Below are 19,687 nucleotides of genomic sequence, written 5' to 3'. Positions count from 1 at the left end.
GGACGTCTCTACCCATGCATCCGCCCCGCAACAATCGCGGACCGTCCCGGTTTCGTGCATGTCGCCCAAAGACGCCTGGTGATTCAGGCTCGCCGCGCCGATCCGCGCACGATGCGCCTTCTGCCGGAATGGCCGCACCTTGCGCTATTCGTCCGGTGGAACGGAACCGGGCCTCTGCCGTAGCGCCCTTGTCGCCTTCGGACGGTTGGCCGCTTCGATGATGCGCAAGGCTTCTTCTTCTGTAATTCCGCACTTGCGGGCCTAGTAGGCGGCTTCCGTTTGAATCTCGTCATCCAACGGTAGTGCAATAATCGCCTGCTTTGCCTTGCGCTTTTCCTTCCTGCCCATGTCACGAATCATGCGACATTTCTGATATGGACTATGAAAGTAGGGTGGTCCATCAGTTTCAAATCTGAGAGGCGGATTTACTTACTGATGATCCAATCCACCAAGCCGGGCTCAACCCGCTCGCAGTGGCAAAACTCGTAAACCAGGCTCTGAGCTAGATTACGCCATTGACACTCCGGTGCCTTCATTTCCAAGATCAAATCTCGAAAAACAGACCGGAGAATGTCTGCGTCGAACGCTGATACCGAGGGGTGTTGCTTAACCTCCCATAGCGCCTCGTCTATCTTGCGTTGGCGAAACCGCTTTAGAAGCTCGCGTGATGCCGCGATTGCACTCCGGGTTTGAGCTATATCGGCGCGTAGTGAGGCAATGTCAGCCCTAGCGCGGTGCTGCGACAGAAAGATGGCGTCAATCGTCACCCGCGCCATGTCTGTATCGCCTGGAGACACCGCCACCTCCCTTATGCCTAAGGAAGTATTTACTCCTTCAGCGGAGGACATCAAAGGGATTCAAACGTCGGTTTGGTACAAAGCTAACCCGGAAGGATGCGATCGCCAGGCAGACGAGCATTTGCTTCATCCCGGCCCGGGTTAGGGAGGAGTGTGCGGATAATACGCCCCATTCACCAAGTGCCATCAATCTCATTGTGGGTGCCGCTGATGGGCATAGCGTGAACCGGCGCCCCGCCCGCGACGCCGCGTCATCGAGCGGCATTTCTGTGCCATCCGACTAAGGGAAACGGCTAAGTTATTGAAAGGATGGTGGGCGTGACAAGGATTGAACTTGTGACCCCTGCAATGTCAATGCAGTGCTCTCCCGCTGAGCTACACGCCCATCCGACGACGCGCATACACCATTTTTGATCCGGCGCGTCAATAGCAGGAAAAAGGAAAGACGGCGTCGTCTCGCCGCACCGGCAAACAAGTGCCGATGCTCTTGCTGGAAGCGCTCAGGCCGCCTGCAGCATCTTCTCGACCTCGTTGACGAGATCGCGCAGGTGGAAGGGCTTCGACAGCACCTTGGCGTCTTTCGGCGCCTTGGAATCCGGATTGAGCGCGACGGCGGCGAAACCGGTGATGAACATGACCTTAAGGTCCGGGTCGATCTCGGTGGCGCGGCGCGCCAGTTCGATGCCGTCCATCTCCGGCATGACGATGTCGGTCAGAAGCAGCGAGAACGGCTCCTCGCGCAGCCGCTCATAGGCGCTGGCACCGTTGTCGAAATCGCTCACCTGATAACCGGCGCGTTCCAGCGCCTTGACGAGGAAACGACGCATATCGTCGTCGTCTTCCGCCAGAAGAATGCGTGCCATGATATCCCGTCCGAATCACCCGCCCGAGACTGCCGTGGGGCAGGCCCGTTAACCATCCTGTATATGAGGAGGCGAGGGTAAACATCAAGTGAACGAGGACGGCGATGACCCATATTTGCCTGGCGGCACGACCGCTGAAATGCTGGACATACGGCCGGCAAGGTGGCAGCTTCATGCCATGATGCACTGGTGTTTTCGGGTTCGTTCAAATTGAAGACGGCAGCCGAGGATTTTTCGGTCTTTCCACCCTTCGAAATCCGGGCGGGCGCCGAGCAGCGCGTCCCCTTCCTCTTCAACTCACCGCATAGCGGCCGCTACTATCCGGAACGTTTCCTTGCCATGGCAAGGCTCGACCGCAACGCCATCCGCCGCTCGGAGGATTGCTATGTCGAGGAACTGTTCGGCGGCGCCGTAGCGCTGGGCGCGCCGATGCTGGCGGCGAATTTTCCACGCGCCTATCTCGACGTCAATCGCGAGCCGTGGGAACTCGATCCGCGCATGTTCGCCGAGCCGGTGCCGTCATTCTGCAACATCCGGTCGGCGCGGGTGGCGGGCGGACTCGGCACCGTGCCGAAGCTGGTCGGCGAGGGGCTCGACATCTATTCGGGCCGCCTGCCGCTTGCTGAAGCCGTCGCCCGCATCGAGGCCGTCTACAAGCCCTATCACGAAACGCTGAAGCGGCTTTTGACCAGAACCCATGCCCGCTTCGGCTTTGCCGTGCTGATCGATTGCCATTCGATGCCGGCGAGCATCCGTGTCGGCGAGAGCGGCGTGCGGCCCGACTTCATCATCGGCGACCGTTTCGGCATTTCGGCGACCTCGGCCCTCACTGAAACCGCGATCGGCCTGCTGACCGCAATGGGCTATACCGTCGCCCACAACAAGCCCTATGCCGGCGGCTTCATCACGGAACATTACGGCCGCCCGGCGCGCCATCTGCATGCGCTGCAGATCGAGATCAATCGCGGGCTCTACATGAATGAGCGGACCTTCGAGAAGGCCGCCGGCTTCGACGCGCTGGCCGACGATCTGACGCGATTTTCGGCCGACCTGATGGCAATGCCCGACCATCACTTCATCGACCTGCCACTGGCGGCTGAATGAAACTTGCAGCCGGATTCGCGGCTTAAAAAAAGACCGCATCGTTTTCACGATACGGTCGAAGTCTAGGGAGGAAACGCCCAAGGAGGGCATGGACAGGAAAACCTATCCAAGGCTGAAGGTATTGTGCGGTGCACAAATGTCAAGCGACCTTCAGGCTTTTTTAATTCAGAGTGATGTGGAAATTGTGTTTCGATGATATCCATGTGACATTTTGGCAACGATGAACGCAGGGATAATCGATAAACACCCTTGTTTTGGCGGGAAAGTCGCGGCAGAGCCGGGCTAGGGTATGCCGCAAGGCGGGAGAATCAGTTGGACATCAGCATCGATTTCATGCGCCGTATCGCGCAAGCGGCAGCGGCCGAGACTTTGCCGAGGTTCCGCAGCCAGGGGGCGGTCGCCAACAAGGAAAAGGGCAGTTTCGATCCGGTCACGGAAGCCGACCGCGAGGCCGAGCGCGCCATCCGGGCGCTGATCTCGGCGCAGTATCCCGACCATGGCATTCTTGGCGAGGAGCACGGCAGCGAGAACACCGCCAGCCGGCACGTCTGGGTGATCGATCCGATCGACGGCACGCGCGCCTTCATCTCCGGCCTGCCGGTGTGGGGGACGCTGGTCGGGCTGACGGTCGAGGGTGACGCTGTCGCCGGCATGATGTCGCAGCCCTTCACCGGAGAACTGTTCTACGCCAATGCCTCCGGCTCGCACTATGAGGGACCGGGCGGGCCGCGCAAGCTTTCGACCCGCAAGACGACCAGCCTCGCGGACGCGACGCTGTTCACCACCACACCGGCGCTGTTCACGGGCGAGGCGCGCACGCGCTATGACGCGTTCGAGAAACAGGTACAACTCGCCCGTTACGGCACCGATTGCTATGCCTTCGCCATGATCGCCTCGGGAAGCGTCGACATCGTTGCCGATCCCGGATTGAAGCCCTACGACATCGTGGCGCTGATCCCGATCATCGAGAAGGCGGGCGGCGTCGTCACCACTTTCGACGGCGGCCCGGCGGAAAAGGGCGGCGATGTGCTGGCGGCAGCGACGCCGGAGCTTCATGCCGCCGCGATGGCCGCCTTGCGCGGCTGATTGGCTTCCTTGTTGGGGCCACTGGATGATCCGGGGCGTATCGCTCAGTCCTCGCGGAGGCTGACCGGGGTGCCGCTCAGGCCGTTGGGTCGTCCGAACCGGGAATGAAGGCGTCGAAGGCGGCGAGGAATTGTTCGCGGTACAGGTCGACTTCCTGCAGGATTTCGTGCTTGGCGCCGTCGATCATGAGCAGCGAACCGAGCCTCAGACTTCTGGCGTATGCCTCCACCGCCTTGGTCGAGACAACCTGGTCGGCGCCGGCGGCGATGATCAGCAGGGGCACTTGAATGCGGGCCATGAAGTCGGGGTCGCTGATGACTTCCGATGCCTTCGCGGCTGCCTGCAGCCAGCGGATCGTCGGGCCGCCAAGCGCCAGTTGCGGGAATGCCTCGTAGATCCCTGTATTGCGGCGATAGCGCTCTGGATCGGACGTCACCTTGTTGGTTTCGAAGGGCGCCGTTACCTTGGGCCGCGGACCCCAGGCGGCATAGAGCCGGCCAAGACCCAGCAAACAAAAGAGCGAACAGACGCGGCGGACGGTCGATATCGAGACCGGCAGATCCGGCAGTGTCAGGAACGGCGCGATCAGCACCATGCGGCGCACGCGGTTCACCATGGACGGCGCCGCAAGCAGCGTGATCACGGCGCCCGCGGAATGGGCGAGGATATAATACGGCCCGCGGCAATCGGGCAGCACGATCTCCTCGAAGAACTGCTCCAGATCGGCCGTATAGTTGCGGAAGGATCTGACATAGCCGCGCTGGCGATCACGGATCAGCCGGTCGGAACCGCCTTGGCCGCGCCAATCGAAGGTGGCGACGCCAAAGCCTCGCGCGGCAAGGTCGCGGATGGTCTCGAAATATTTCTCGATGCATTCGTTGCGGCCGGACAGCAGCACTACGGTGCCCCGCATCGGACGCGCCACCGCCGCGAACAGGCCGTAGCGTATCTTCTTGCGATCGCGCGTGGTGAAGAAGCCACCCGTGGCGTTCTCCGGCCGCGGATTGCCCTGCGTTTCGTAAAAAAGAGGGGTGTCGTGGAAAGTGTCCGTCATGCGGCGCTTTTTGCCCGGCGTCTTCGCGCCAGCCCGTCGCGGCTGGCCTCCTCAAGGTGATAGACGCCAATACGTCAAAAGCAAAGCAAATCCAGGGTATGCAGGACCGCAAAGGGGAAGGCCGGAAGCAAGCTTGCAGCATGCTTCCGGCCCCTGTCGATCCGGGAGGAAGGGACGTTAACACCCGGTTCGGCCTCGTTGCTGCACCTCTGTCAATTCGGCGCCGCCAATTCTGATCTTGAGGCTACTTTAGCGGCGACTCTCTGAACGCGCGCCGAAGCGACGGTTCATCTGCCGTTCATCAGGCGCAAATGGGCCGCTTTTTCCATCGGGTAAAAATCTTGAAATGCCTTGGGACGCTTCCCAAATGACTGGAGCGGTCGCCAAGATTGGGGCCGCTGGTCCATCCGGGACGCCAAACCAAGGGTTCCGTACCGGCCATACGCAAACCATGTTGCTCAACAGGAGAACACATCATGCGTCACGTTGACTTTTCCCCGCTTTACCGTTCGACCGTCGGCTTCGACCGTCTTTTCACCATGCTCGATTCGCTTGCGCAGCCTGATGGCGCGCAGACTTATCCGCCCTACAACATCGAGCGCACCGGCGAGGATTCCTACCGGATTTCGATGGCTGTTGCCGGATTCTCGGATGAGGAAATCTCGATCGAGGCTCATCGCAACGTGCTGACCGTGAAAGGCGAGCGCAAGGATGAGGGTACCGGCGAAGAATCCGAACTGCTTTATCGCGGCATTGCCTCCAGGGCCTTCGAGCGCCGCTTCCAGCTTGCCGACCATGTCGACGTCGTCGGCGCCACGCTGAAGAACGGCCTGCTCTTCGTGGACCTGAAGCGCAATATTCCGGAGGAGTTGAAGCCGCGCAAGATCGCGATCACTTCGGCTCCGGCCAATGCCAAGCAGATTGAGGCCAAGACTGCAGCTTAATATCTATGCTACCGCAATTCCGGACGGAAAACCGCTTTACACTTTTCCTGGAATTGCTCCGAAGTCTCCTCCCGAAACGGAAGCGGCGCCGAGAGGCGCCGCTTTTTTATTGTCGGGGAGACTGATTCTATCCGGCGATCAGCCGGCCAAAGCGGTCGACTTCCTCTGAGGTCGTGGCGAAGCTGGTGACGAAGCGATAGAGCAGTTCGTCCTCGCCGATATGGCCGTCGAAGCCATGCGGCTTGTGCCAGTCGTAGAAGACCGCGCCCGCCGCCTGCAGCTTGTCGGCCTCGGCCCTATTGATCACCGCGAACACCTCGTTGGCCTGCGGCAGCCAGGCCAGCTTCGCCGTTTGCGAATCCTCGATCGCCGCGGCCAGGCGCGCGGCCATGGCGTTGGCATGGCGCGCTGTATCGAGCCATAAGCCGTCCTTGAAATAGGCTTCGAACTGCGCCGCGACGAAGCGCGACTTCGAAAATAGCTGGGCGGCACGCTTGCGCAGGAAGGACAATTCCTTGGCGCGATCGAGGTCGAACAGCACGATCGCCTCGGCACACCAGCAACCGTTCTTGGTGCCGCCGAAGGACAGGATGTCGACGCCGCGTTTCCAGGTCATCTCGGCCGGTGTCGTATCGAGAGCGACCAGCGCATTGGCAAAGCGGGCGCCGTCCATATGCAGCGGCACGGAATGCTGCCTGGCGATGGATGAGATCGCGGCGATATCGTTCAGGCCATAGACGGTGCCGACCTCCGTCGACTGGGTGATCGAAACAGCCATCGGCCGGCCCCAATGGACCACCTCGCCGGCGAAACGGCCGATCGCCCTTTCCAGATTGTGCGGGTCCATCCTGCCCAGGGCGCCATCGACTGCATGCAGCCGCGAACCGCCGGAAAAATATTCCGGCGCGCCGCATTCGTCCTCGATGACATGCGATTCGCGGTGGGCGAAGGAAATGCCGCCGGGCTTGTTGAAGGTGGTCAGCGACAGCGAATTGGCGGCGGTGCCGGTGGCCACGAAGAACACGGCGACCTCGCGTTCGAAAATCTCGCTGAAGCGCTGGTAGACGGCCTGGTCGAGCGCGCCGTCACCATAGGCGGTGGCAAAGCCGTCGGCCGCGGCCGACAGGCCGGCAACGATATTGGGATGGGCGCCTGCCCAATTGTCGGAAGCGAAGAACATGCATCTGCCTGTGTTGGGGAAATCAACGTCGAGTTGACCGGTTTCGGGAGCCGACCGCAAGAGGCCAGAGGCTGGAAAACCGTTAAAGCCAGCCAGGCCGACTGGCAGGGATTGAAGACTGAAGCTTACGTTTCCTGCAGGCTTCACGTAATTTTATGTCGCGGAAGCTCCAAGTTTTTTGTGAATCGGTCTTGTGCGCACCAGGGAATTCTGCCATAAAAATTTAGGACAGTAGTGCTGTCTTATTTTGTCGCACAAAACTGGCCGGATTGGCGTAACATATTGGCCTCTCCGGCTGTTGCCGCGAGCGACAGGTGGACGGCCAGACGCTGGCCTGTACGAATGCGAACCATGCGGAATGCCGCATGGTTCGGCAAGGATTTCGCAAGACGTGCCGCAAGGATCAGGGTGAGCCAAGCGCTTGCCGAGGCAAACCGGCGCCTGCAGGGCTGAAATGGAGACCAGGACGATGACGGATATGACGCTCTCTGCGACGAACGGCCAGGCCGCGCAGACGAAAGCGGCTGCCGTCAAAAATGCGCCTCGAATCGACATTGGCCGAACCACCAATGGTCTTGCCGCTCAGGGCCTCTACGATCCGCGCAATGAGCATGACGCCTGTGGCGTCGGCTTCATCGTCAACATGAAGGGCGTGAAGTCGCACCAGATCGTCGAGGACGGTCTTGCCGTGCTCGAGAACCTGACGCATCGCGGCGCCGTCGGCGCCGATCCTCTCGTTGGCGACGGCGCCGGCGTGCTGGTGCAACTGCCTGACCAGTTCTTCCGCGAGGAGATGGCGGCCCAAGGCATCGAACTGCCGCCGGCCGGCCAGTACGGCGTCGGACACTGGTTCATGCCGCAGGACGCAGCCCTTCGCGCCCATATCGAGGACATCATCGCCGAATCGGCGCAATCCGAAGGGCTGCCGCTCATCGGCTTCCGCGATGTGCCCGTCGACAACTCATCGCTGTCGAAGGCGCCTGACATCGCGGCGTCCGAGCCATTCCATCGGCAGGTCTTCATCGGCCGCACATCGGACATTCCCGACGATGAGGAATACGAGGCCCGGCTTTACCTGCTGCGCAAGGTCATTTCGGGCCGCATCTACGCCGAGAACGACAACAAGGATATCGGCGCCTATTGCGTGTCGCTGTCGGCACGCACCATCGTCTACAAGGGCATGTTCCTGGCCTATCAGGTCGGCGCCTACTACAGGGACCTGACCGATCCGCGCTTCGAAACGGCGCTGATCCTCGTCCACCAGCGTTTTTCGACCAACACCTTCCCGTCGTGGAAGCTGGCGCATCCCTACCGCATGGTCGCGCACAATGGCGAGATCAACACGGTGCGCGGCAACAACAACTGGATGGCGGCCAGACAGGCATCGGTCGATTCCGAACTGTTCGGCAACAACATCTCGAAGCTCTGGCCGATCTCCTATGAAGGCCAGTCGGACACCGCTTGTTTCGACAATGCGCTCGAGTTCCTGTTCCAGGGCGGCTACAGCCTCAGCCACGCCATGATGATGCTGATCCCGGAGGCCTGGGCCGGCAACAAGCTCATGGACGCCGACCGCAAGGCTTTCTACGAATACCATGCCGCGTTGATGGAGCCGTGGGACGGGCCGGCGGCGGTGGCCTTCACCGATGGCCGCCAGATCGGCGCCACGCTCGACCGCAACGGATTGCGCCCCGCACGCTACATCGTCACCGACGATGACCGCGTCATCATGGCCTCGGAAGCCGGCGTGCTGCCGGTGCCGGAGGAGAAGATCGTCCAGAAGTGGCGGCTGCAGCCCGGCCGCATGCTTTTGATCGACCTTGCCAAGGGCCGCATCGTCCCCGACGAGGAGATCAAGTCCGAGATCGCGACCAAGCACCCCTACAAGACCTGGCTCGCGAACACGCAGCTCATCCTGGAAGAGCTGAAGCCGGTCGAGCCGCGCGCGCTGCGCAAGGATGTCAGCCTGCTCGATCGCCAGCAGGCGTTCGGCTACACCCAGGAAGACACCAAGCTGCTGATGTCGCCGATGGCCACCACCGGCCAGGAAGCGGTGGGATCGATGGGCACCGACACGCCGATCTCGGCGATGTCGGACAAGTCGAAGCTGCTCTACACCTATTTCAAGCAGAACTTCGCCCAGGTGACCAATCCGCCGATCGACCCGATCCGCGAGGAACTGGTGATGAGCTTGGTGTCCTTCATCGGGCCGCGGCCTAACATCTTCGATCTGGTCGGCAATTCGCGCCGCAAGCGGCTCGAAGTGCGCCAGCCTATCCTGACCAACGGCGATCTGGAGAAGATCCGTTCCATCGGCCATACCGAGGACCGTTTCGACACCAAGACGATCGACATCACCTACGGGTCGAGCGAGGGCGCGGCCGGCATGCAGGGCGCCATCGACCGCCTGTGTGAACGGGCGGAAGCGGCTGTCGCCGGCGGCTACAACATCATCATCCTGTCCGACCGCCAGGTCGGGCCGGACCGCATCGCCATTCCGGCATTGCTGGCGACGGCCGCGGTGCACCACCACCTGATCCGCAAGGGGCTGCGCACCGCGGTCGGTCTCGTCGTGGAATCCGGCGAGCCGCGCGAAGTGCATCATTTCTGCTGTCTCGCCGGCTATGGCGCCGAGGCGATCAATCCCTATCTCGCCTTCGACACGCTGCTCGACATGCACAAGCGCGGCGAGCTGCCGGAAGAAGTCGACGAATACGAGGTCGTGTCGCGCTACATCAAGTCGATCGGCAAGGGCATCCTCAAGGTAATGTCCAAGATGGGCATTTCCACCTACCAGTCCTATTGCGGCGCGCAGATATTTGACGCCATCGGGTTGAAGTCGGATTTCGTGCGGCAGTATTTCACCGGCACGGCGACCCTGATCGAAGGCGTCGGGCTGGATGAGATTTCGGCCGAGACGCTCAGCCGTCACACCGATGGTTTCGGCAACGATCCGGTGCTGCGCAACAGCCTGGAGGTCGGCGGCGAATACATGTTCCGCATGCGCGGCGAAGCGCATATGTGGTCGCCCGACGCGGTCGCCACCCTGCAGCATGCCGTGCGCCAGGGTTCATGGGAGACGTTCAAGGACTATTCGGCGCAGATCGACAGCGAGACGGCGCGCGCGCAGACCATCCGTGGCCTGTTCAAGATCAAGCTGGCTGACGAGACCGGCCGCAAGAAGGCCGCGCTGGACGACGTCATGCCGGCGGCCGAGATCGTCAAGCGCTTCTCCACCGGAGCGATGTCATTCGGCTCGATCTCCAGGGAGGCGCACACCACGCTGGCGCGTGCCATGAACCAGATCGGCGGCAAGTCGAACACCGGCGAGGGCGGCGAAGAGGCGGATCGCTACCTGCCGCTGCCCGGCGGCGGCAAGAACCCGGAGCGCTCGGCGATCAAGCAGGTCGCTTCCGGCCGGTTCGGCGTGACCGCGGAGTATCTGGTCAACTCGGATGTGATGCAGATCAAGGTCGCACAGGGCGCCAAGCCCGGCGAGGGCGGGCAATTGCCCGGCCACAAGGTCGACGCGACCATCGCCAAGGTCCGGCATTCGACGCCGGGCGTCGGCCTGATCTCGCCGCCGCCGCACCACGACATCTATTCGATCGAGGATCTGGCGCAGCTGATCTACGATCTGAAGAATGTCAATCCGGCGGCCGACGTGTCGGTCAAGCTGGTGTCGGAAGTCGGCGTCGGCACGGTCGCGGCGGGTGTCGCCAAGGCGCGTGCCGATCACATCACCATCTCGGGCTATGATGGCGGCACGGGTGCATCGCCGCTGACCTCGCTCAAGCATGCCGGCAGCCCGTGGGAAATGGGCCTTGCCGAAACGCACCAGACGCTGGTGCTGAACGGTCTGCGCTCACGCGTGGCGCTGCAGGTCGATGGCGGCCTGCGCACTGGGCGCGACGTCATCATCGGCGCGCTGCTCGGCGCCGACGAGTTCGGCTTCTCGACCGCGCCGTTGATCGCGGCCGGCTGCATCATGATGCGCAAGTGCCACCTCAACACCTGTCCGGTCGGCGTGGCGACGCAGGACCCGGTGCTGCGCAAGCGCTTCAAGGGCACGCCCGAGCATGTCATCAACTTCTTCTTCTATGTGGCGGAAGAGGTGAGGGGGCTGCTCGCCGAAATGGGCTACACCCATCTCGACCAGATCATCGGCGACAGCGACCTTCTGGAAAAGCGCGACGTGATCCAGCATTGGAAGGCGCGCGGGCTCGACTTCTCGAAGATGTTCTACAAGCCCGATGCGCCGCATGAAGCGGTGCACTGGACCGAACGGCAGAAGCACCCGATCCACGACGTGCTCGACCGCAAGCTGATCGAACTCGCCAAGCCGGCGCTGGAGGCCAAGCAGCCGGTCAAAATCGAGGTGGACATCCGCAATGTCGACCGCTCGACCGGCGCCATGCTGTCGGGTGAAGTCGCCAAGCGTTTCAAGCACAAGGGTCTGCGTGAGGACACGATCCAGGTGAAGCTGACCGGCACGGCCGGCCAGTCATTCGGCGCCTTCCTGGCGCGCGGCGTGTCGTTCGATCTCGTCGGCGCCGGCAACGACTATGTCGGCAAGGGTCTGTCGGGCGGGCGCATCGTCATCCGCCCGCCGGAAGAGGCCAAGATCGTCGCGGCCGACTCCATCATCGTCGGCAACACGGTGCTCTACGGCGCGACCGAAGGCGAGGCCTATTTCGCCGGCGTCGCCGGCGAGCGTTTCGCGGTGCGCAATTCGGGTGTCGCGGCGGTTGTCGAAGGCGTCGGCGACCATGGCTGCGAATACATGACCGGCGGTGTCGTCGTCGTCATCGGCAAGACCGGCCGCAACTTCGCCGCCGGCATGTCGGGCGGCGTTGCCTATGTGCTTGACGAGGCCGGCGATTTCGCCGAGCGCTGCAACATGGCCATGGTCGAGCTGGAGCCGGTTCCGGAAGAAGACGACCTGATGGAGAAACTGCTGCATCATGGCGGCGACCTCGATCACAAGGGGCGCGTCGACGTTTCCGGCGACATGACCAGCCATGACGAGGAGCGGCTCTACCAGCTGATCTCGAACCACGTCCACTTTACGGGTTCGGTGCGCGGCCGCGAGATCCTCGACGACTGGGCGACGTTCCGGCCGAAATTCCGCAAGATCATGCCGGTCGAATACCGCCGCGCGCTGATCGAGATGGAACGCATGCGCATGGGCGTCGCGGCCGAATAGACTTTTGCAATTGCCGGGGAGCCCAGGCTTCCCGGCCACCTTCATCGACAGTTTGACCTCGGGCGCAAGGTTGCCATGGCTGCCTCAAGAGGTTAACGGGTGCGGCGAAAACCGCACCATCTGGACAGCAGGAACTGGACTATGGGCAAGGTAACAGGCTTTCTCGAAATCGACCGGCAGGTGCACAAGTACCAGCCTGCCTCCGATCGCATCCGGCATTTCCGTGAATTCACGCTGCCGATGTCGGACAAGGAGGTCGAGAAACAGGCCGCGCGCTGCATGGATTGCGGCATTCCGTACTGTCACGGACCGACCGGCTGCCCGATCCACAACCAGATCCCCGATTGGAACGACCTCGTCTATAACAGGGACTGGGACAATGCGATCCGCAACCTGCATTCGACGAACAATTTCCCGGAATTCACCGGCCGCATCTGCCCAGCGCCCTGCGAGGAAGCCTGCACGCTGAACCTCGAGGACATTCCGGTCGCCATCAAGACGGTGGAGCAGGCGATCGCCGACAAGGCCTACGAGACCGGCCATATCAGGCCCTATCCGCCGGAGAAGAAGACCGGCAAGCGGGTCGCAATCATCGGCTCCGGCCCCGCCGGCATGGCCGCCGCCCAGCAGTTGGGCCGCGCCGGCCACGACGTGCATGTCTATGAGCGCGAGAGCCGGCCGGGCGGACTGATGCGCTATGGCATTCCCGACTTCAAGATCGAGAAGCACTATATCGACCGGCGCATCGAACAGATGCAGGGCGAGGGCGTGACCTTCCATTGCGGCGTCAATGTCGGTGTCGACAAGCCGGTCGCCGAACTGCTGGCCGAGCATGATGCCGTGCTCTATTGCGGCGGGTCTGAGGCGCCGCGCGCGGCCAATATTCCGGGCGACGATCTCGGCGGCGTGCACGACGCCATGCCTTATCTGGTGCAGCAGAACCGCCGCGTCGGCGGCGAGCCGATCCAGTCGGTTGCGTGGCCGTCGCATCCGATCATCGCCAGCGGCCAGCATGTCGTCGTCGTCGGTGGCGGCGATACCGCCTCCGACTGCGTCGGCACCGCATTCCGCCAGGGCGCGGTGCGCGTCACCCAGCTCGACATCCGTCCGCAGCCGCCCGAGAAGGAAGACAAGCTCGCTGTCTGGCCGTACTGGGCGACCAAGATGCGCACCTCGTCCTCGCAGGCCGAGGGCGCCGAGCGCGAGTTCCAGGTGGCGACGCTCGAATTCATCGGCGAGGAAGGCCAACTCACGGGCGTCAAGTGCTGCGAGGTCGACGAGAAGCGCAAGCCGATTCCCGGCACCGAATTCGTCATCCGCGCCGATCTCGCCTTCATCGCCATCGGCTTTGCCGGCCCGGCGGTGGCCGGCGTGGCGAAGGAGCTGGAGGGTGAGATGAAGATCGTCACCGACAGCCGCCGCTCCAGGAACGTCGAAGCCAATGACCGCGACTACAAGACCAGCGTCGACCGGCTCTATGCGGCGGGCGACGTGCGCCGCGGCCAGTCGCTGGTCGTCTGGGCGATCCGCGAAGGCCGCCAGGCGGCGCGCTCGATCGACGAGGCGCTGATGGGGTCGAGCGTCCTGCCCCGCTAGAGCAGTTCACCGTTTCATAGAAACGGCAATCTGTTCTAGCTCCTTGTTTTGACGCAATTCCGGACGGAAAACCGTTTCACACTTTTCCTGGAATTGCTCTAAGGGGTGACCGACGTCGTGGTATCGGCCGCCGCGGCCGTGGCCGCAGGATTTGCCTTGGGCGGCCAGGAGAAATCATCGGCGCGCCCCGGCGAAGCCTCCGGCGCCTTGCCCTCGATCATCAGTCTTTCCCCGGGGAGAGCTGGATCGGCTTTCGGCGGAGGAGCCGCGCCGAGCAGTTCGGTGCCGCCGTCGAACGCCGGGTCGCTGAGCAGCATCGGTGCCGTGCGGTCTATCACGATCGGTGCGGCCGCTGGGCCCGGTGCCTCGATGGGCGCGCCCGCCGACACTGCTGCCGGGGTCACGCCGCCGGGCGCGGCCAGGCCCAGGATCTTCATCAGCGGCTTTTCGGTGTAGAAGGCGAGCTTGCGCTTGCCGGCCTTCGACACGTTGATGCCGTCATCGGCACGCAGCCGCACGGGCTGGCCGTTCATGTCGGGACCGCTGGTGACGAAGGCGCCGTTCTCATCGACGAACCCATCCCAGACGTCGACGAACTCGCCGCCATTGCTTTCAGCAGCCTTGTGATAGATGTCATTGAAGGCCAGCATGTCGGAGGTCATCTTCGGCAGCCGGAAGGCCGGCATGCCGACCCACAGGAAAGGCACCTTGGCGGCGGCGATGACCTTGCCGAGTGAATCTGTGCGGCGCTCATATTCCTTGGTCCAGTTCTCCGACCTGGGCTGCTCGCGAACGTCCCCGACCTTCATCTGCTGGCGGTCGTTGGAGCCCAGCATGACAACCACCACGGCCGGTTTCTCGGTCTCGATCAGGGATTTGATCCGTTCGGGCCAGTTGTAGAAATCATCGCGCACGAAGCCGGAGGAGCCATTGCTTCGCGCCACGATGTTGACGCCGGGATTGTCAGCGAAAGCGGTGTCCAGACCCTCGGCGAGGCCTGCAGCCATGAAGTCGCCAACCACCAGGACGGTGCGGGCGTCCGGCGTTTTTTCGACCATCGGGGTTTCAGGTTCCGTGGGCGGGCGGGGCGCTCGGGGTTTCCTGGCCTTGGGTTTCGGTCTTGCCTTTTGGACGTCGAGCGGCGGCTCGACCCGCTCGCTGCGGCGTGGAAACAGAAGGTCGCGCAACGACCAGCCGCGATCCTGCTGCTCCTGCGCCAGGGCCGGCGCATGGAAGGCGCCGGCGGCGCCGATCGCCAGCAGGACGATCGCCAGAATCAGGATCGGCGTGCGACGAACAAGGATCGCGATACGCGCGGCCGAAACCAATCACTCCTCCATCCCCTTGCCCCTGATCCCGCAAACCGGAGCCGGTTTCAGGGCCGGGCGCAAGTTCAAAGTTCCCCGGCAGCCGATGCGTGCGCCAGAAACGCGCGGCGCCGCGGCCGGTTCTATTTTTGCCTGAGCCATTTAAGCACTTCCATGCTCGGATAGCCGTCCTGGGTCAAGCCGACCTTTGCCTGATAGGCCATGATGGCGCTCTTGGAGCCGTCCCCGATCTTGCCGTCGAATTTGCCGTCATAGAGCCCGTGCTGCGAAAGCCGCTTCTGCAACTCCTGCCTTTCCTCGAAGCTGAGCTTGGTGAAGGGCCGGTTCCAGTCCTGGACCAGGCCGCTGCCACCGGCGATCTCGTCGGCGAGAAGGCCGACGGCGAGGGCATATTTGTCGGCGTTGTTGTAGGCCTTGATGACCGAAAAATTCCTGATCATCAAGAAGGCCGGTCCGCCACGGCCGTCCGGCACCTTCAGTGTCGCCTTGTCCGTGAGGTTCCTGAACGGCTTGCCGCTGGCCCTGACGACGCCGAGCGTCTCCCACTGCGCCAGCGTCTTCGCTCCGCCGGGCAATTTGCCGGCCGGCAGCGTGACTTCGTAGCCCCAGGTCTTGCCGGCTTGCCAGCCGTTCTTCTTCAACAGATTGGCCGCGGTCGCCAGCGCGTCGGGGATGGAATTCCAGATATCGCGCTTGCCGTTGCCGTCCATGTCGACGGCGTAGTGCTGGTAACTGGTTGGGATGAACTGGGTCTGGCCCATGGCGCCGGCCCACGAGCCCATCAGGTGGCTTTCGTCGATGTCGCCGGTCTGCAGAATCTTCAGGGCCGCGACCAACTGGGTGCGGGCATATTTCGACCGTTTCGGATCGCCATAGCCCAAAGTCGCCAGTGAGCGGATGACATTGCGCATGATGTCGTCGCGCTTGAGGATCTCGCCATAGTTGGATTCCATCGACCATATCGCCAGGAGGACATAGCGGTCGACACCAAACCTCGCCTCGATCCTGTCCAGCCACGGCTTCCACTTTTTCGCCATCGCCTGGCCATTGGCCACCGACTGGTCATGCACGCGGTTGTCGAAATAGTCCCAGGCGGGCGCGGTGAATTCCGGCTGCGTGCGGGCCTTTTCCAGCACCACCGGGTCCGGCTCGTTGATGCCCCGGAAAGCCTGGTCATAGACAGACGCGGAAACGCCGCCCGCAACGGCGGTGGCACGGAAGCTGGCGACCCACTGCCGAAAACCGGCGTCGGCGAGGGCCGGCCCGGCGGGCATCAGCAGCGCAAGCGAGAGGCTGGCCGCCGTCATGACGCTGGTGAAACGTTTTGCGGCATTGCGAACGGACATGTTTTCCTCCTTCTCTATCTCAGGAAAGACCATTCATCGCCGAACCGGGTTAGGAATTGGTTTACCATAGGCGTCGTCTGGAACGAAAAGACACCTTGATGCTTTACCGGTGGAAGCTCCCCTCGGTTGTGCGAGTAATCCTCAATTCCGGCGTGAAAATGTCGACTGACGGGATTGCGGAGCCGGCCATCACATGGATAATTGAAAGCATGAAGAGAGTTCGCAAGGCAGTTTTCCCAGTCGCCGGCCTCGGTACGCGGTTTCTCCCAGCCACCAAGGCTGTTCCCAAGGAGATGCTGACCGTCGTCGACAGGCCGGTCATCCAGTATGTTGTCGATGAGGCCCGCGAAGCCGGCATCGAGCATTTCATCTTCGTGACCGGCCGCAACAAGGCGGTCATCGAGGATCATTTCGATATTCAGTTCGAGCTCTATGACACGCTGGCCCAGCGTGGCAAGGACGAGCAGCTTGCCCGCCTGCAGCGGCTGCAGCCGGCGCCTGGGCAGACCAGCTTCACCCGCCAGCAGGTGCCGCTCGGCCTTGGCCACGCGGTCTGGTGCGCGCGCGAACTGGTCGGCGACGAGCCGTTCGCGCTGTTGTTGCCCGACATGATCATGCAGTCGGAAAAGAGCTGCATGAAGTCGATGGTCGAACTCTACGAGGAAACCGGCAACAACATCATCGCCGTGCAGGAATGTGACCCGGCGGAGACCCACAAATACGGCATTGTCGGCCGCGGCGAGGATAGGCATCACGGCTTCCGCATCACCGAGATGGTGGAGAAGCCGAAGACCGGCACCGCGCCGTCCAACCTTTACATCAACGGCCGCTACATCCTGCAGCCGGAGATTTTCAAGATTCTCGAAGGCCAGGAAAAGGGAGCGGGGAACGAAATCCAGCTCACCGACGCGATGCTGAAGCTGGAGAAGCAGCAGTCCTTCTATGGCTATCACTATCAGGGCCGCACTTTCGACTGCGGCTCGCCGGAAGGTTTTGTGGAGGCCAATGTTGCTTTCGCGCTGTGGCGCAGCGACATGAACCATAGCATGGCCGGCGTCATCCGCACACTTCTCGACGAGATGAAGCCCTCGGAGCGGCGCGGCGCTGCTTTTTAGGTCGCGGGGCGAGTTTGGCCGACCGCAGGCCCCGCGCCTTCGTCATCCTCGGGTCTGCGCCGCGTCGCTTCGCTCCTTGCTACGCCCCAGGATGATGAACCTCAAAACGTCCTCAGCGTTGCACTTTCAGGCCGAGATAGATGCTGTTGGCGGTGTAGTCGCGGCCGGGCAGGTTGCTGGTCAGCTTTTCGGTTCTCACCCGGCTGGTGAGGCCGGCATAGCGGTTCAGCCACCAGGTCAGGCCGGCCTCGGCGCTCAGGATCCTGTCATGGCCATCGATGCCGATATAGTCTCGCCAATCGAGGCCGAGTGCCGCATTGCCGGTAAGGTTGGCCCGGATATGCCGCTCGGCCGTCAAGCGGCCGGAGTAGAGGATATCGCCGCTTTCACCTGGTGTGGTCGTGGTCTCGACAGTGGTCTTGCCGGTCAGGCCAATCGTGGTTCCGCGCTCCGGCGACCATTTGAGATCGGCGTTGACGGTCGCGCCTGAAATAGGCTCCAGGCTCTTGTCGTCGAGCGCTTCCCGCAGCCAGCCGGCCGAGAATTCACCCGACAGCTTCTCACCCATGTCGAGTTGCAGGCCGGCGCGGGCGCCGAAGCGCGTCGAGGAGCGCTCGAAACCTTCATTGTCGATGCGCTGATCATAGGTCCGGCGGCCGAGCTCGACTTCCGTGAACGGGGTGAGGGCCGGGGAGATTTCGTAGCCGGTGCGCAGGGTCGCCGTGTAGAGCGTCGAGTCCTGATCCTTCTGCGACAGCGAGGTGCCGTCCGAAAGTTTCGCGTCGCCATAGAAGTCGTGCGAGACCGCGCCGGTCAACGTGTACTGCATCTTGCCGACGGCTTTCTCGATGCCGAGGCTGCCGTCGATCGTCTGCCGCAGCGGCTGGGTGCTGACGCCGGCAATGGCGTTGGGTGATGAGGCCGTTTCCGGCACGGCTTCGTAGCCGAGCTTGGCGATGGCGCGCAGCTCATTGTCAAGGTCCATATTGAACTGGCCTTCGATGCGGCCTTGCCCATTGTGAACCGGGTAACCCGACACGGTCTCGCGGAACAGGCCGTAGCCGTCGATGGTGGCGGAGTTTTCGCGCCAGTCGGAGACCGCTGAAAAGCGCAGCGCCGTCTCCGACAGCAGCGCCGATGTGCCGGCACTGCTCGAATCGCCGTTGGTCGTGGCGGTCAGGCCCTGTTCGATCGTCGGCCGGATGATGAAGGACCCCCATCTGACACCGGTAGCGGCGAACGGATCGTCCTCGGCCTTCCTGTTCAGGCCTTCGATGGCGGCGGTGCGCTCGGCGCCGGGGTCGAGCTTCTGGCGCTCGGCGCTGTCGATGGTGAGGGCGCGGCGGTTGGCCGTTTCCTGGTCCGTCGCGGCCGTGTCGCTGCCATCGGTCACGGCCCCGGTGGTGTCAGTGGTCGCGGCGGTCGTCTTCTTTTTCTTCGACCTGTCGGCCGCCTTGGCGCCGGCCTTGGTCTTGTCCTGATCCGCCGCGGTCTGCCCGGCGGTCGATGGGCGGCGGCGGGGCTTGGGAGGCGTCGGATTGTCGGTGGACGTGTCGTCGTTCGCCTGCGGCGGATCGAAAATGCTGCCTGTGGCGGCATCGGTGTCCGTGCCGTCAGGGACGGCGCCGGCGCTGGCCGGCAAATAGGCGCGCGGCTGCGTGTCGTCCTGCGCGGCATTGGCCGGTTGTTGCTGGCCCTGGGCAGCGAGGACCAACCGCCTTGCCTTGCGTTGCCGATCGGACAGGATCGCCGATTCGGAAACCTCGCCGCGCAGCTCCGTTTCCTGGGCATGGAGCGGAGCCGGGCGCAGCAAGGCGAGCATGCTGGTCGCCAGCAACAAGGCACATGCCGCCTTGCCGTGTCGTCCTCTTGATTTTTCTGGCTGGACCCCGGACATCGCCACCACTGCTTGCGCGGCGCCCGCGCGCCATACTTACCGAACCGTAAATGGGGATGGTTAACGGAGGGTTGAGGCAGCGGTTGCTCGGTCGGCTAAAGCGCCGCTGTTCGCAGGCTCGCGCGCTGCGCGCGAGGCCTCCGCGGTCTGGGTATCAGCGCCATTTCTGTT

General features: G+C 62.8%; 12 protein-coding genes and 1 tRNA gene. 6 read left to right on the top strand and 7 right to left on the bottom strand.

Annotation, left to right across the window (positions count from 1 at the left end; genetic code table 11):
- Positions 1–1,107: 1,107 nt before the first annotated feature.
- Positions 1,108–1,182, bottom strand: a tRNA-Val gene (locus FJ930_RS05015).
- A gap of 115 nt (positions 1,183–1,297) precedes the next feature.
- The gene (locus FJ930_RS05010; protein ID WP_006199474.1) at positions 1,298–1,660 is read right to left on the bottom strand and encodes a response regulator; all 363 of its coding nucleotides are present in this window, start codon (positions 1,658–1,660) and stop codon (positions 1,298–1,300) included.
- Between the two features lie 162 nt (positions 1,661–1,822).
- Between FJ930_RS05010 and FJ930_RS05005 the strand changes: the two genes are divergently transcribed.
- Both FJ930_RS05005 and hisN read left to right on the top strand, forming a co-directional pair.
- Entirely contained in the window at positions 1,823–2,764 is a 942-nt protein-coding gene (locus tag FJ930_RS05005; RefSeq protein WP_141835437.1) for an N-formylglutamate amidohydrolase, read from the top strand.
- Between the two features lie 312 nt (positions 2,765–3,076).
- Complete coding sequence (gene hisN, locus FJ930_RS05000) at positions 3,077–3,850, top strand: histidinol-phosphatase (protein ID WP_141835433.1); 774 nt, start codon at positions 3,077–3,079, stop codon at positions 3,848–3,850.
- 76 nt (positions 3,851–3,926) lie between these two features.
- On the opposite strand, the gene FJ930_RS04995 is transcribed toward hisN, so the two are convergent.
- On the bottom strand, positions 3,927–4,904 hold the full coding sequence (locus FJ930_RS04995; RefSeq protein ID WP_141835429.1) for an alpha/beta hydrolase: 978 nt from the start codon (positions 4,902–4,904) through the stop codon (positions 3,927–3,929).
- Positions 4,905–5,380: 476 nt separating this feature from the next.
- Here FJ930_RS04995 and FJ930_RS04990 point away from each other — a divergent pair, with 476 nt between their 5' ends.
- A complete protein-coding gene (locus FJ930_RS04990; protein ID WP_140741960.1) occupies positions 5,381–5,848 on the top strand; it encodes an Hsp20 family protein in 468 nt (155 codons plus the stop codon).
- Positions 5,849–5,975: 127 nt separating this feature from the next.
- Here the strand turns inward: FJ930_RS04990 and FJ930_RS04985 are convergent, their stop codons facing one another.
- Positions 5,976–7,028, bottom strand: coding sequence for a low specificity L-threonine aldolase (locus tag FJ930_RS04985; protein WP_141835425.1), 1,053 nt, complete (start codon positions 7,026–7,028; stop codon positions 5,976–5,978).
- A gap of 469 nt (positions 7,029–7,497) precedes the next feature.
- Between FJ930_RS04985 and gltB the strand changes: the two genes are divergently transcribed.
- On the top strand, positions 7,498–12,234 hold the full coding sequence (gene gltB / locus FJ930_RS04980; RefSeq protein ID WP_141835423.1) for a glutamate synthase large subunit: 4,737 nt from the start codon (positions 7,498–7,500) through the stop codon (positions 12,232–12,234).
- Between the two features lie 141 nt (positions 12,235–12,375).
- Positions 12,376–13,830, top strand: coding sequence for a glutamate synthase subunit beta (locus FJ930_RS04975; protein WP_141835420.1), 1,455 nt, complete (start codon positions 12,376–12,378; stop codon positions 13,828–13,830).
- Positions 13,831–13,928: 98 nt separating this feature from the next.
- Here FJ930_RS04975 and FJ930_RS04970 read toward each other — a convergent pair whose 3' ends face one another.
- Both FJ930_RS04970 and FJ930_RS04965 read right to left on the bottom strand, forming a co-directional pair.
- On the bottom strand, positions 13,929–15,158 hold the full coding sequence (locus tag FJ930_RS04970; protein WP_141835417.1) for a DUF459 domain-containing protein: 1,230 nt from the start codon (positions 15,156–15,158) through the stop codon (positions 13,929–13,931).
- A gap of 122 nt (positions 15,159–15,280) precedes the next feature.
- On the bottom strand, positions 15,281–16,504 hold the full coding sequence (locus tag FJ930_RS04965; RefSeq protein ID WP_141835414.1) for a lytic murein transglycosylase: 1,224 nt from the start codon (positions 16,502–16,504) through the stop codon (positions 15,281–15,283).
- Between the two features lie 200 nt (positions 16,505–16,704).
- On the opposite strand from FJ930_RS04965, the gene galU reads away from it, so the two are divergent.
- Positions 16,705–17,619 (top strand): UTP--glucose-1-phosphate uridylyltransferase GalU, encoded by a 915-nt coding sequence (galU, locus tag FJ930_RS04960; protein ID WP_181176357.1) that lies wholly within the window; start codon positions 16,705–16,707, stop codon positions 17,617–17,619.
- 112 nt (positions 17,620–17,731) lie between these two features.
- Here galU and FJ930_RS04955 read toward each other — a convergent pair whose 3' ends face one another.
- Positions 17,732–19,516 carry an outer membrane beta-barrel protein gene (locus FJ930_RS04955; RefSeq protein ID WP_181763282.1) on the bottom strand — a complete coding sequence of 595 codons (1,785 nt, stop codon included), beginning with the start codon at positions 19,514–19,516 and terminating at the stop codon, positions 17,732–17,734.
- Between the last annotated feature and the right edge of the window lie 171 nt (positions 19,517–19,687).

The organism is Mesorhizobium sp. B2-4-15 (assembly GCF_006658505.1).
Classification (GTDB): Bacteria; Pseudomonadota; Alphaproteobacteria; order Rhizobiales; family Rhizobiaceae; genus Mesorhizobium.
This window is presented reverse-complemented; position numbering and strand designations above follow the sequence as displayed.